This is a genomic window from Flavobacterium sp. JAS, assembly GCF_020991455.1.
Taxonomy (GTDB): Bacteria; Bacteroidota; Bacteroidia; order Flavobacteriales; family Flavobacteriaceae; genus Flavobacterium.
Genome location: NZ_JAJMOX010000007.1, coordinates 249,142 through 263,098, shown reverse-complemented (window position 1 = coordinate 263,098; position 13,957 = coordinate 249,142). Strand labels below are relative to the sequence as shown.

The following is a 13,957-nucleotide window of genomic DNA, read 5'->3' as shown; positions in this document are numbered from 1 at the left end:
TTCAATATTATTATTTGAAATTGGTGGTTAGTTTAATATGTTGAATGTGAAATGTAATCTGTAAAATCTAGTTTAACCTCAGAGAAAACTATATGTATTTAAATAAGTGAAACGCCTTATTTTAAGCTAAAAAAATCTATGTTTCTATGTGTTTAAATGAAAGTATTAGATTTTTGACTCTTTCTTAGAAATAGGAAGTTCCTCTAAAAATTCGATTTTCAATACAGTTCCATTATTGTTTTCCATTGTGAATTTGGCATCCAGATCGGCACTTAGTCCTTTGATTAGACTCAGTCCGAAAGAGTTGATTTTGTTTGATGAAAAGTCAGCGTCGATTCCAATTCCGTTATCCTGAATGGTCAGTAAATAATAGTTTTCTATAGTTGCTTCCAGCGTTACATAAATCATTCCGTTACGATCATCTGGAAAAGCATATTTGATTGAATTGGTAATCGCTTCATTCAAAATAAGTCCTAACGGAATCGCTTGTGCAACATCTAATTCTAAGGAATCTACTTTGATTTCAAAACGAATTCTTTGACCAAGATTGAACGATGCCTTCAAATATTCGATTAATTCCCGAATATAATTGGACATATTTATAGTCGAAATATTATCAGAATTATAAAGCTTCTGATGAATCAGTGACATTGAATGGATTCTATGCTGACTATTTTTTATAGCCGATAACGCCATATCATTATCCAAATATGCCGATTGTGAATTCAAAAGACTGATAACGGTTTGAAGATTGTTTTTTACACGATGATGAATCTCCTTTAAAAGCCATTCTTTTTCAGTTAGTAAATGCCTCAAATTCGTATTTTTCTGTTTGATTTCTTTTTCTTTAAGCTCCAATTTAGCATGATTTCGTTTCTTTAATCGGTAACGGTTATAAAGCAAACCAATTGTGATCGAAAGCAAAATCAAACTCCAAATCGACAGATTATTTAAGAGTTTTGATTTTTGCAATTCATTCTTTTGTAGTGAAGCCTGATTGTTTAAAAAATTGATTTTTTGCTCTTTGTTCAGGGTTTCATATTGAATTTTAAGTTCTTCGATTTGTTTGTTTTTCGAAAAATCAACCAAAGAATCATTAATTTTTTTATAGAGTTGAAAATGCTTTAATGCCGCTTGGTAATTGCCATTTAGAGAATCTGTTATGGATAAGGCAAACTCCAGATTTTGTGAAGTATAATTTCTTTTATACGCTTTAGATAGCCCCAGGATCTTGTCTGCATAAAATTTGGCTTCTACAGGTTTATGTCTTTGAGCATAAAAAGCAGTCATTGATGAATAAGAATTTAGGACATCAAAGAGCGTTTCAGGACCAGTAAGTTTTTGTGCGCAGAGATCCATTTCTTTATAATAATTTTCTGCTAAGGCATAATTATTTAAGCGTTCATAACAACCGGCTCTGACATTATTGACTATCATTTTATCAAAAAGATCTGTTGGTGGATATTTGAGCACAATCGAATTGATATATTCAACTGCTTCCTGGGTTTTTCCTCTTGAAGAAAGCGCTGCAACAAGACTCGCAAAACTTCGGTAAAAACCACCGCTATTGATGTTTTGATGTCCCGCTTCTACACTTTTTTTGTACAAATCCAGCGCTTCTTCATAATGACCAAGTGAAAGATATACATTGCCAAAACGGAGATAGAAAGTATCAGCAAAGTTGTAATCATTGATCGTTTCCATTGTTTTTATACTCTTTAGAGCATAGTATAGAGCACTTTTTGTGTTGTATCGCAAAAGTTCAACATACGATATTGTAGCTTCGGTAAAGTGTGTATGTTTGAAATTGTATTGTCGTTGGTAATACAAATTTTGATAAAACTCTTTGAGTGCCAATTTGATATTTCCGGTCCAATAGTGCACAGTGATAAGTTTCATGTGCATTTCTATTTTTTTATCGTCCAAACCTAATTCCGTATAAAGTTTTATAACTTCATTCAAAAGAATTTTCTTTTGCGGATCTGAGTTTGGGAGACACAATGCTTGATTTGCGAGAGCTTCCGCCAATGCTTTTTTATCATTTTGTTTTTTGCATTCGGCTACGACTTTTGCAAAACAATCTTTGCTTTCGCTTAAATTATTCGCCTGAGCGTAATATTTGCCCAGAAGCATTAAACTCTGATGTTGCCATTTTTGAATCTTAAGTTTATTACTAAGTTCAAGAGCTTCTTTGATAGTAGAAAAAGCATTCTGAAGATCTTCAGATTTTGTTCCTGGTTTAAATAGATAAAAACCTCCCACCTGAAGTAATAGTTTGATTCGATCTGAGTCTTTTGAATTTTCTAAAAGTCGTTTTACAGCATTGATATTTCCTTTTTCAAGAAATTCAGTTCCAATTACGATACTTCCTTTATTGTCATTATATCCTTCGTCGTAACTTAGCGAAAGCGGTAATTTATAAGCTTTTGCAGCCAAAACAGCCGAACTGTCTTCGTCAATTTTTCCTTGATTTTTGCCATACAAAAACATCGAACAAAGTTGTATTAACACTCTTTTTTTCTTTATGTCGTATTGTGCCGTTGAAGAAGGTAATTGTGAAAATGAAGGAAAAGAAATAAAAACAAGAAGAAGAAAACAGTATAATTGTTTCATGAATTACTAAGTATTTATAACAGTGGTTTTTATCGCAATCAAATATAGAAATAAACAAGGAGGAATGTTAATTTTATGAGGATTAAACTGAAATAGTGTAGTAATTTATGATTATGATAGTAAAGGGAGTATTATTTTTTTTAATAGTTATTTTTGGAGGAATAATTTTCAGAATGTTTATTCCTTTTTGATGTTTTATTTTAGAGAAGGAATCAAATCGTTCAAAAAATCATTTACCGGAAATGCATCTCCTTGATTGGTTAGTGCGATAATGACGGTATTGTTTTTTAAATCTCTCCAAAAAACAGCTCTAAAACCATTTAATCCGCCAGTGTGACTCGCAATTTTTTGACCATCAGTAGTGTTTATAAACCATCCAAAACCATATTGATTTTGATTCTCCTCTGATGTTAAACCAGGTATGTACATTAGATTTGTATTGGCTTTATTGATGATCGAATTATTTCTTAAGGCTTTGTCAAATTTGTATAAATCCTCGACGGTTGAGTATATGCCGCCATCTCCGGTTGTCTGTATCGAATAATCGTCGAGTTTTTTGTTTTGGTCAAAACCAATGGCTTTATTTTCAATTTTAGGTTTTGACTGATCGTAGACAATTGTGTTTTGCATTTTTAAAGGGCCAAAAATGTTTTCGTGCAAAAAATTCCCATAAGATTCTTTGGTTATACTCTCGATAACCAACGATAGAATAATATAACCGCTGTTACTATATTCAAATTGACTTCCGGGGGTGAATTCTAAATGTGTTTGCTCATTAAGCCATTTGATCACATCCTGATTGGTTAATCCTTTTTTGTTTGATAATATTTCTTCGTAATCTTTAATGCCAGAGGTATGATTAAGAAGCTCTCTGAGTGTAATTGATTGTGCATATTTGGGTAATGTAGTTACATATTTACTCGCGTGATCGTCGTATTTCAGTAAGCCTTTTTGCTCAAGCTGCATCATACCAACAGCCGTAAAGGATTTGCTTAAGGAAGCTATGTAAAAGGCAGAATTCTTTTTTAATTTTAGACCAGAATTAAAATTAGCATAACCCAAAACGGTATCACAAACAATTGTGCCATTTTTAGCAATTAGTACCGCACCATTAAATTTTCCGTTGTTATAATATTTAGAGATAGTGTCTTTCGGATCCTTTTGGCAAGAATTCAAAAGAAGACAAATGAATATCGCAAGTACTAAAAATGAGGGTTTTTTATACATAATTGAAGTCCTTTTACTAAAATCAGAAGATAAAATTACTCTTTTTAAAGATGAGTTTTTAAAAATGTAATTAAAAAGGATGAGAGAAGAACATAAAAAAACTGCGTAAAATTTATTTGATTTTACGCAGTTTTATCTTTTATAAATGCAGGACTTAATTATCCGTGTGCAGCTACAGAAACGTCATTCCATTCTTCCCAAGTGGCAATTTTTTGTTCGTAAGTTTGTTTTGCAAATGGCAAAGCAACTTTTCCTAAGAATAAACGTAATGGTGGATTTTCTGCTTCAACTAGTTTAATAATTGCTGGTACAGTAGCGCTTGTTTTTCCAAAAGTATCAGGATCATGTCCTTCTGCAATTGCTTTTCTAATTCCGTCATAAGCAGCAATGCTTTCGCTGTTGAATCCATTACCCCAGATATCAGTAACATAACCGTTTGGTTCAACCAAAGTAACATTGATTCCAAATTGTTTTACCTCTTGAGTTAGTGTTTCAGTAAGACCTTCTACAGCAAATTTTGTGGCATTATAAAGACCTAAATTTGGTAAAGTTGTAATTCCTAAAATAGAAGAAACTTGTATAATATGACCGCTTTTTTGGTTTCTCATCACTGGCAAAACGGCTTGTGTTAACCAAAGTGTTCCAAAGAAATTAGTTTCAAATTGTGCTCTTGCTTCTTTTTCGCTCGCTTCTTCAACAGCACCGTTTAAAGCATAACCGGCATTGTTGATCAGGATGTCGATAGTTCCAAAATGTTCTTGTACTTTTCGTACGACAGCAAACGAATCTTCGCGATTGTTTACGTCAAGGGTAAGAGGTAAAATAGCATCTCCGTATTTAGCTTTTAAATCCCCAAGAGATTCAATATTTCGGGCTGTTGCAGCTACCTTATATCCCTTTTCTAAAAATGCTTCTGCCCAGGCTCTTCCAAATCCTTTTGTTGATCCTGAAATTAAAATTGTTTTTGACATGGTGTTTTTTTTAATTGTTAATTGTAAAATGATTTTTGTTTTAAATGACCGAACGGTCATTTTTTGGTTAAAAAAAATTATATGCTGTTTTCTTCTATTAAATTTTTTAAGGTTTTAATGATTACTTTCATCTTATCATTATTACCTGACATTCTTGACATTAAATGACCACCTTCCATCATGGCAAAGATTACCGTTGCAAAATCCTCGGCGTTCCAATCAGCTTTAAATTCTCCGTTGGCAATTCCTTTAGTAATACTATTTTCTAATAATTGTTGATTGAGTTGAATTCCTTTATTTATTTTCTCTTTTACAACTGGGTTAGTATCATCAGCTTCTGTACCAAAATTTAATAATGGACAACCGCCAGTAAGGGGTGGGTTTACAGCATTGCTAAAGAATTCTATGTAGGTATACAATTCTTCTTTGGCAGTTTTTGCTTTGCTTATTTGAGCTATAAGTTTATCACCCAGAATTTTCATATTATGATCGACCGCAGCGCAGGCCAATACATCTTTGTTCTCAAAATGAACATACATACTTCCTTTCGACAATTTGGTAGCCTCCATAATATCACTCATAGCTGTAGCGGCAATCCCTTTTGTATTGAATATGGGCGCAGCTTTTTCCAGAATGAATTGTTTGGTTTCTTCTCCCTTTGTCATGGCAGTTTTCATTTTATAAGGACAAATATATGACCGATTGGTCATGTATACAAATGTTTTTTTAAATTTTGTGATAAGTTTCACATTTTGAGTAAAGTATTATTGCCACGAAGGCGCTAAGACACAAAGTTTTTGGTTTTGTATCGATTGTGCAGTTTTAATCGTGTTTTCTGTAAATATTAGCCGCGCAAAGCCGCAAAGCCGCAAAGTTTTATTTTTATAGCCACAGATTAAAGGATTAAAGATTAGAAAAAAATCTGCTTGATCTGCTAAATCTGCGAGAAACAAATACTTTGCGACTTAGCTCCAGATAGCTATCGGGATTGCGCGATTCTTCTAAAATAAAACTTTGTTTCCTAGTACTTTAGTAGCAAATAAATCATAAAATATTTTTATTTATGTATTTAACTACGTAGTTTTGCGTTTTAATTTTATTGATATGAAACCGATAATTATCCCAATTGAAAATAAATATGCAGATGCTGTAGTAGATTTAGTTTTAAGCATTCAGCAGAAGGAGTTTAATGTTCCTATTACATTAGAAGATCAACCGGATTTATTGAATATAACAAACTTTTATTATGCCAGTGGTGGTGGATTCTGGGGCGCTTTTATTAATGATGAATTGGTTGGTACAATTGCTTTAGTGAAGTTTAATGACAGTGAAGCTGCAATAAGAAAGATGTTTGTAAAAAAGGAATTCCGCGGAAAAGAGTTCTCCATTGCGCAGAAATTATTAGAGACTTTGATTGATTATTGCAAAGAAAATCAAATTGATGATTTATATTTGGGAACAATAACGATACTGGAAGCTGCTTTGCGTTTCTACGAAAGAAATGATTTTGTACGCATTGCAAAAGAATCGCTTCCAACAACTTTTCCGGTTATGAGCGCCGACAATGTATTTTGTCATTTACAACTAAAAAAATAAGGAATGAATATTATTAACGAATCTGGAATTTTAGCTATTTCGACACGATTGCAGCGTCTGAGTGAGCAATTACGTAAAGACGGGGCCTTATTTTATAAATCATACGGAATTGACTTTGAGCCTAAATGGTTTCCGGTGATTTATACTTTACATCACAAAGGAGTTTTAAGCGTTGTTGAAATTGCAAATGAGATTGGTTATACACATCCTTCAACCATTAGTTTGCTAAAAGAATTGGAAAAACAAAAACTGATTCGTTCCAAAAAAGATAAAATAGACGAGCGCAAACGACTGATAGTTTTAACCATAAAAGGGCAGGAGCTTATCTCGCAAATGGAACCTGTTTGGGGCGTAATGACGCAAGTTCTTTCTGATATTGCCGACAATCAGAATAATTTGCTCAAAGCCATTGACGAGGCCGAAAACAAGATTTTACATCAGAGTTTTTTGCAAAGAGCTTTACAATTAAAGAGCAAAAATGAAGATCAGTAATATTATTTAAACACATAGAAACATAGATTTTTAGGTGTAAAAAAGAATATAAAAAAGAAATTCATTTCTTTCATATAGCGAGTTATGTGCCTTTTAAATAAGTGAAACGTGTTTTATCACAGTTCAAACTCTATGTTTCTATGTGTTAAAATGTTATAGTTATCTAATTTATTTGATGATCCACACGAAGTAATTCTGTTGCAGTATAACCAAATTGTTTTTTAAAAGCATAAGAGAAATGCGATAGGTTCTCGAAACCCACTTCATAACAAACATCAATTGTTTTTTTCTTGTTTTTAGTCAGTTGATAATGTGCCAGATCGAGCCGTTTTTTAGTCAGCCATTTTTGAGGAGTAGTATTAAAAGACTTTTTAAAATCTCTGTTAAAAGTCGACAAACTCCTGCCTGTTAGATATCCTAATCTTTCCAGTGGCATATTGAACATAAAGTTACGTTCCATAAAATTAACCAAATCTATTTTTCCCGGTTCTTCAAAATTTGCCAGGATATTATCTATTTTGCTGTCAATTGATCTGAGAATACTAATAGCTTCGGTTATTTTTAAGTCGGCGATATTCTCGGGAAGCGTTGTCATCTCAAAATACGGAATTAACGACGCAAGACAACTTTCCAGTAATGGATGATTGTTATAAGAATATATTTTTGGCTGAATATTGGTTTTGGGTTTTACATCTAGTTTTGCATAGAAATCTTTCAGTTTTTCGGTAGACAAATGCATAACGACGGTTTTATGAGGTTGCCCGTCTTTTGGATAATTTATTATCGTTGCCAACTGATTTCTGGGAATCAGAAAAATATCTCCTTTCTTAAAAATATGGATTCCATCTGTTTGCACAATCTTAGTTTCACCCGAAATAAACCAAACCAACATGTGCTGATCAAAGATAATATCAGATTTAAAAAACTTATCTTCATAACAAGAAAGCTTGATATCTGGGGTTATATATTTTGCTTCGTATTCCATTTGTTGTGGTGATGAGATGTTATATTTTAATCGAAATATATGAAGTTTCACAAAGTTAGAGACATTTGCACAGGATTTAAATTTTTTCTGTTCTTTAGCTTTTAATCTTATCTAATCTATCCTTAAGAGATAGAAAATTTATATTTAAAAGAGTATAATCGTATAACTTTTCTCATAAATTATATAACTTTTTTTAATTTTAATTTAAGATTTTTGTTTTGTTGTAAATTAAAACATCTACTATTTGTATTTTTTTTAATCATTAAAGCCCCAAACCTATGAGAACTATTAACCAAATTACTATTGTTTCGAGCGTGCTAATGACCTTATTTAGTTGCTCAAAGGACAAAGATATCGATTCAAATCCAGGTACAATCACAACTCCTGTAGAAGCAAATGCCCCTAACACAACTTACAAACCTGCATTCGAAGGGCAAACCCGTATAAATGGCGTTCAAACCAATACACCTTATGAAGGAGTTGTTCTTGCTACAAGCTTAACAAGTCCTTGGGGAATAAAAAGTCTTCCCGATGGCAGATTATTAATTACCGAGAAAACCGGAACTATGCGTATTGCAACTACAGCCGGAGTTTTGAGTGCTCCTATAACTGGTATTCCTGCTGTTAATGCTGCCGGACAAGGTGGATTATTAGGATTAACTATTGATCCGGAATTTACTGCAAATCGTATGATTTATTGGGTTTTTGCAGAAGCTACAACAGGCGGAAATAATACCGCTGTGGCCAAAGGAAAATTATCAGCTGACGAAAAAACAATCGAAGGAGCAACCGTAATTTACAGAGCTAAACCTGCCAACGCAAGTACGCTGCATTATGGCGGACGTATTCTTTTTGATAAAACGGGTTCTCTTGTAATAAGTACAGGAGAACGTTCTGTATTAGAAACAAGACCATTGGCACAATCTGTTGCAACAGGTTTGGGAAAAGTAATCAGAATAACAAAAGATGGGCAGCCCGCAAGCGGAAATCCTACTTTTACGCAAAGTGGAGCTTTACCGGAATTGTATAGTTATGGTCATCGAAATCCACAAGGCTTAGCACTTAATCCCGTGACAAACGAAATTTGGTTGGCAGAGCACGGACCAAGAGGTGGAGATGAAATAAACCGTATAAAAGCAGGTGCAAATTACGGATGGCCAACAATTACATACGGAATCGAATATAGCGGAGAAAAAGTTGGTGCAGGAATTCAGCAACAAGATGGTTTAGAACAACCGGTTTATTATTGGGATCCGGTAGTTTCGCCAAGCGGAATGACTTTTTATACTGGTAATCGCGTTCCTGAATGGCAAAATAATCTTTTCATAGGCGCTTTAAGCGGAATGCATATCGTGCGTCTTGCTATAAAAGATAATAAAGTAATTGGTGAAGAAAGACTTCTGGCTTCAGAAAACCAACGTTTTAGAGATGTAACACAAGGAAATGACGGAGCTTTATACGCCATTACCGATGGTGGAAGGTTGTATAAAATCGACAAAAAATAAGAATCAATTTCAACGTTCTTTTATAAAAGAATACAAAAAATGGTGCTGTATAGCGCCATTTTTTTTGTTAGACAAAAAACCTTAGTCAAATTGACTAAAATCACAATTATTCTGAAATTTAAAATAAACAAAGAAACAACCTTTATCCAATAGAAAGTTGCCGCCTATAAACAACGGCAACTTAACTATTTAACATCTTTCATCTCACAAAAGATATTTCACATTAAAGAACATCAAAAGTTATTCCTGTCATTTCTTCACTAAATGACCATAATCTTTTGGCATTTTCCTGGTCAAGCGAATATAATTTTACGCCCGGAGTTACAGAGGGTTCAGTTGAAATAGACGCGATTTCAACATCTTCACAATATACACCTCCAATAGTATCAAGAAGCGGACTCGTTGCGCACCAAACCGTTGTAGCTGCGCCTTGCGGAATCGTTTTTAAATTGGCTACGATTTCCGGTAGAATATTCCCATCGGCATCACAGAAACCCATTTTTTGGAATAATTCTAATGAGGCTTCTCTGGCAAGTTCGGTACCACTAATAGATCCCGGATGAAGCGAATAAGATCTCACGCCAAACGCTTGAGCGCGATTGTCTAATTCTAAAGCAAATAAATTACAAGCCGTTTTTGATTGTCCGTAAGCCTGCAGGGTTTCATATTCTTTGTATAAAAAATTAGGGTCATCAAAATCAAAAGTACCAAACTGATGTCCTTGTGATGATACACTAATTACTCTGGCAGATTTGGCTTTTTTAAGCGCTGGCCATAATCTTGCTGTAAGTTGAAATTGAGCTAGATAATTGGTAGCCAATTGCGATTCGATTCCGCGGTTGTCACGACGATACGGAACCCACATAATTCCGGCATTATTAATCAGTATATGTAAAGGTCTTTGAGAGGAAAGGAATTTTTGAGCAAAAGCCTCTATAGAATCAGGATGCATTAAATCCATAGTTTCTAATTCTACATTGGGGATTCCGTCTAAGTTTTTCCTTGCTTTGTCGATATCTCTGGCAGGAACAATTACTGTTGCGCCGGCGCTTGCCAGAGTTTTTACAGTTTCTAAGCCAATTCCGGTATTTCCGCCGGTGACAATGGCAATTTTTCCCGTAAGGTCAATTCCTTTAATAACTTCGGATGTAGTTGATTTTGCATTGAATCCAGAACCAATTGGTTTTTGGAAAGCTCCCTGATAATTGCTTGTTTTCATTTTTGTGTATTTTTTATCTAATTGTTATAAGGCAAAATTAGAGGGAAGATAAGAGACGGAGTTTGTTTAGAATGTCATTTTACTTTGTTTAAAACGTCATTTTATTTCAAAAGGTTTTGAGTTGGTATTTTGAAGATGGCATAGCTCAAATTTGTAAAATATTATTCAAAAAGTTTACTATTTGTAAATAAGTAAGCGATTTCAAAATGGAATTGTTAAGGAATGTTTGCTTGGAAATCGTTTTCTCTTTTGTATAAAATACTCTTCAAAAGCTGCTGTTTGCCTTGTAATTAAAGGATTTTTGATATCATTTTCAATTGATTAGTGTTTTTAGTTTTTACAAATTCTTAACAAAGCGAGCCAGGAAATTTGCTTTTCTTTAACAATTACATAATTTTCATTTATTTACTATTTATAAAAATCATTGTTTATTTGCTTTAATAAATTTAATATTTGTAAACAAAATAACCATGAAAACTATTTACAAGGCAATTTTTATTTTTTCGATTGCTTTTTTTGCGCAGAACATGACCGCGCAAAAAGCTACAATAAGCGGAACCGTTACCGACTCACAATCTCCATTGCCGGGAGCAACTATTATATTATCTAACAATCAAAAAGCAACAACTGATTTCAGTGGTTATTTTACAATTCAGGATGTTAGATCTGGTAGTTTAGATTTACAAATCGCATACATAGGATATGAAACAAAAAATATAAAGATTGAAGTTAAAGATAATGAGCAAGTGAGTTTAGGAATCATTCGTTTAGAAACCAATTCAAAAGAATTAAGCGAAGTGGTAGTAAGCGCAATGAGCCAAAGAAACAGTGAGGCAAGAGCGCTCAATATGCAAAAGAAATCAATGAGCATTGTAAATGTAATTGCCGCTGATGGAATAGGAAAACTTCCCGATCGTAATGCTGCGGAAACCGTACAGCGTATGCCTGGAGTTTCGATCGAAAGAGATCAGGGTGAGGGACGTTTTGTTTCGGTAAGAGGTTTACCGCCATTTTGGTCATCCACTACAATCAACGGAAACAGAATTCCAACTGCTGAGGAAGAAACCACTTCAAGAGCCACGGCATTCGACTTTTTTCCGTCAGATCTTATCGCTTATGTTGAAGCTACAAAAGCACTTACGCCAGATATGGATGGTGATGCAATTGGTGGTAGCGTGAATTTTACAACGCAGACCGCTCCAACAAAAAGAACCATTAAAGCAAGTGTTTTTAGCGGATACAATCAAAAATCAGATAAAGGAATTTACAGCGGATCCCTTACCATTGGTGACAAAAGTAAAAACGGAAAATTCGGCTACATCATAAATGGTACGTACTGGGACAGAAACTGGGCAACAGATAATTACGAAGCCAGAAGACAAGGAGATCAGGGAGTTTACAGATTAGAGTTAAGAGATTATACCGGAATTAGAAAAACAACGGGTTTAAATGGTGCTATGGAATTTAATCCTTCTTCGAGAGATAAAATTTTCTTAAAAGCAACTTACGGCGGACTTTCGGATACTGAAACGCATTACAAACACAGAATCAGATTTGACAAATTCAACAGCACTACAAACGCTTTAACGGTGGAGCAGCAAGATATTCACAACGAATTAATGACACAATTTATTGGTATTGATTTGGGTGGAAAACATCAATTGGCAAACGGAAATTTAGATTGGAGTCTGGCTTCTTATAGAAACAGATTCAAATACGGAAACATTCCAAATGCGCAGGACAACAGTTATTTTTTAATTCAGTTCAACCAAAGCGGAGTTGGGGTAAAACCTGAATATTTAAACACGGTTCCTGTTGCAAATGGCGGAGCTGGCGGACCAAGAGCGTATTGGGCTGCTGATGGCGGAATGCTGGATCCTAACAACCCAAAGTCAATATTTGATTTTTATTCGGATCCAAATTTTAAAACCGATCCAACAAAAATGAAGTTTTCTACATTGGAACTTTATAAAATTAGCATTGTAGAGAGAGACAATATTATTGCAGCGGTAAACTACGAGCACAATTTTAATGAAAATCTTAAAATGAAGTTTGGCGCGAAATTAACAGACAAAGACCGTATTGCGACTTTTAGAGATGAGTATTACAATTGGACAGGTTCTCCAACACCATATTTATCAAGCTATGGTTCAGATTTAATTAATCAGCCAGGTGGAACAGATTATATGAGAAGAGAAACCGGAACGAATATAGGAAACACTTTTGGACCTGTTTTATCTACCGATGGAATGAATAATTTGTACAATACCTCTCAGGGGAATTTGGTTTTAAATCCTGCAGATTCTCAAATTCCTGAATTAGGAAAAGGTTTAGGCAGAAACTTTAATGTCGGTGAAACTACCTCGTCTGCTTATGCGATGGCAACTTATTCAATAACAGATAAATGGACGATTTTAGCAGGCCTTAGAACAACCAATACAATCACACAAGTTACCGGTAAAACAGTTGAAAACAATGTAGTGGTTGATGCCGAGAATACAAAAACGTATACATCAGTATTGCCGATGTTGCATGTAAAATATACTCCTGTTGAGAATTTAAACCTTCGTTTTGCTACAACCAGAACATTTGCAAGACCCAACTTTGGGGACATTTCACCAGCGGGATCATTGAATACGATTGACGGTGAATACGCAGGAGGAAATCCGAATTTGAACCCGACGTACTCCTGGAACTTTGATTTATTAGGAGAATATTTTCTGGATGAAGTTGGAGTAATCAATGCAGGTGTTTTCTACAAATCGATTACAGATCCAATTTTTGATGATACCTATCAAGGCACTATAAACGGAATTCCGGATATCGAAATCAGTTCACCAACAAATGGCGGAAATGCATGGATTGGCGGAGTTGAATTTGGAATCACAAAAAGATTCAGCTTTTTACCGGGATTCTTAAAATATTTTGGAACTCAGATCAACGCTACATTTATGAATTCTGAAATGACTTTGGGGGAAAACACTAATAATCCAAAGGGAAGAAAAGTCTCAACTCCTTATCAGGCAAAAGAATTATACAACTTACAATTGTTTTATGAAACGGGAAAACTTAACGTGAGAGCAGCATTTAACCATAAAGGAGCTTATGCAACAAGCTTTGATGCCAATGCCAAGAATACAGATATGAATGATATTTATTACGGTAAATACAACTCACTTGATTTCTCGGCTTCTTATAAAGTAGGAGAGCATTTTACAATCTTTAGTGATGTAAATAATGTTTTGAACGAGCCTTTAATGTACCATTTTGGAGAAACTCCAAACAGACCAAAACAGGTAGAATATTACGGAGCAAAATTCAATCTTGGTTTAAAATATAATCTATAGAC

At 34.2% G+C, this 13,957-nt stretch carries 10 protein-coding genes; 4 read left to right on the top strand and 6 right to left on the bottom strand.

Translation table 11 applies throughout. The features are described from left to right. Positions 1-165: 165 nt before the first annotated feature. The 4 genes from LPB88_RS12250 to LPB88_RS12235 all read right to left on the bottom strand — a co-directional run bounded on the left by LPB88_RS12250 (position 166) and on the right by LPB88_RS12235 (position 5,476). On the bottom strand, positions 166-2,613 hold the full coding sequence (locus LPB88_RS12250) for a histidine kinase dimerization/phosphoacceptor domain -containing protein (protein ID WP_230715926.1): 2,448 nt from the start codon (positions 2,611-2,613) through the stop codon (positions 166-168). A 195-nt stretch (positions 2,614-2,808) separates the two neighbouring features. Next, on the bottom strand, positions 2,809-3,840 hold the full coding sequence (locus LPB88_RS12245) for a serine hydrolase (protein ID WP_230715924.1): 1,032 nt from the start codon (positions 3,838-3,840) through the stop codon (positions 2,809-2,811). Between the two features lie 158 nt (positions 3,841-3,998). Further along, positions 3,999-4,811, bottom strand: a complete 813-nt coding sequence (locus LPB88_RS12240) for an SDR family NAD(P)-dependent oxidoreductase (protein WP_230715922.1) — start codon at positions 4,809-4,811, stop codon at positions 3,999-4,001. Between the two features lie 77 nt (positions 4,812-4,888). After that, positions 4,889-5,476, bottom strand: coding sequence for a TetR/AcrR family transcriptional regulator (locus LPB88_RS12235; RefSeq protein ID WP_230715920.1), 588 nt, complete (start codon positions 5,474-5,476; stop codon positions 4,889-4,891). A 439-nt stretch (positions 5,477-5,915) separates the two neighbouring features. Between LPB88_RS12235 and LPB88_RS12230 the strand changes: the two genes are divergently transcribed. After that, complete coding sequence (locus LPB88_RS12230) at positions 5,916-6,407, top strand: GNAT family N-acetyltransferase (protein ID WP_230715918.1); 492 nt, start codon at positions 5,916-5,918, stop codon at positions 6,405-6,407. 3 nt (positions 6,408-6,410) lie between these two features. Next, positions 6,411-6,899, top strand: coding sequence for a MarR family winged helix-turn-helix transcriptional regulator (locus tag LPB88_RS12225; RefSeq protein WP_230715917.1), 489 nt, complete (start codon positions 6,411-6,413; stop codon positions 6,897-6,899). A gap of 163 nt (positions 6,900-7,062) precedes the next feature. Here the strand turns inward: LPB88_RS12225 and LPB88_RS12220 are convergent, their stop codons facing one another. Continuing rightward, a complete protein-coding gene (locus LPB88_RS12220) occupies positions 7,063-7,884 on the bottom strand; it encodes an AraC family transcriptional regulator (RefSeq protein WP_230715915.1) in 822 nt (273 codons plus the stop codon). Between the two features lie 278 nt (positions 7,885-8,162). On the opposite strand from LPB88_RS12220, the gene LPB88_RS12215 reads away from it, so the two are divergent. Next, positions 8,163-9,389 carry a PQQ-dependent sugar dehydrogenase gene (locus tag LPB88_RS12215; protein ID WP_230715913.1) on the top strand — a complete coding sequence of 409 codons (1,227 nt, stop codon included), beginning with the start codon at positions 8,163-8,165 and terminating at the stop codon, positions 9,387-9,389. Positions 9,390-9,612: 223 nt separating this feature from the next. Here the strand turns inward: LPB88_RS12215 and LPB88_RS12210 are convergent, their stop codons facing one another. Next, positions 9,613-10,608, bottom strand: a complete 996-nt coding sequence (locus LPB88_RS12210) for an SDR family NAD(P)-dependent oxidoreductase (protein ID WP_230715911.1) — start codon at positions 10,606-10,608, stop codon at positions 9,613-9,615. A gap of 470 nt (positions 10,609-11,078) precedes the next feature. Between LPB88_RS12210 and LPB88_RS12205 the strand changes: the two genes are divergently transcribed. After that, entirely contained in the window at positions 11,079-13,955 is a 2,877-nt protein-coding gene (locus LPB88_RS12205) for a TonB-dependent receptor (protein WP_230715909.1), read from the top strand. Positions 13,956-13,957: the final 2 nt, after the last annotated feature.

Excerpts from the sequence above, each read along its gene's own strand:
- LPB88_RS12220 (WP_230715915.1), bottom strand. The coding sequence starts at position 7,884 with ATGGAATACGAAGCAAAATATATAACCCCAGATATCAAGCTTTCTTGT.
- LPB88_RS12225 (WP_230715917.1), top strand. The coding sequence starts at position 6,411 with ATGAATATTATTAACGAATCTGGAATTTTAGCTATTTCGACACGATTG.
- LPB88_RS12235 (WP_230715920.1), bottom strand. The coding sequence starts at position 5,476 with ATGACAAAGGGAGAAGAAACCAAACAATTCATTCTGGAAAAAGCTGCG.
- LPB88_RS12250 (WP_230715926.1), bottom strand. The coding sequence starts at position 2,613 with ATGAAACAATTATACTGTTTTCTTCTTCTTGTTTTTATTTCTTTTCCT.
- LPB88_RS12205 (WP_230715909.1), top strand. The coding sequence starts at position 11,079 with ATGAAAACTATTTACAAGGCAATTTTTATTTTTTCGATTGCTTTTTTT.
- LPB88_RS12230 (WP_230715918.1), top strand. The coding sequence starts at position 5,916 with ATGAAACCGATAATTATCCCAATTGAAAATAAATATGCAGATGCTGTA.
- LPB88_RS12245 (WP_230715924.1), bottom strand. The coding sequence starts at position 3,840 with ATGTATAAAAAACCCTCATTTTTAGTACTTGCGATATTCATTTGTCTT.
- LPB88_RS12210 (WP_230715911.1), bottom strand. The coding sequence starts at position 10,608 with ATGAAAACAAGCAATTATCAGGGAGCTTTCCAAAAACCAATTGGTTCT.
- LPB88_RS12240 (WP_230715922.1), bottom strand. The coding sequence starts at position 4,811 with ATGTCAAAAACAATTTTAATTTCAGGATCAACAAAAGGATTTGGAAGA.
- LPB88_RS12215 (WP_230715913.1), top strand. The coding sequence starts at position 8,163 with ATGAGAACTATTAACCAAATTACTATTGTTTCGAGCGTGCTAATGACC.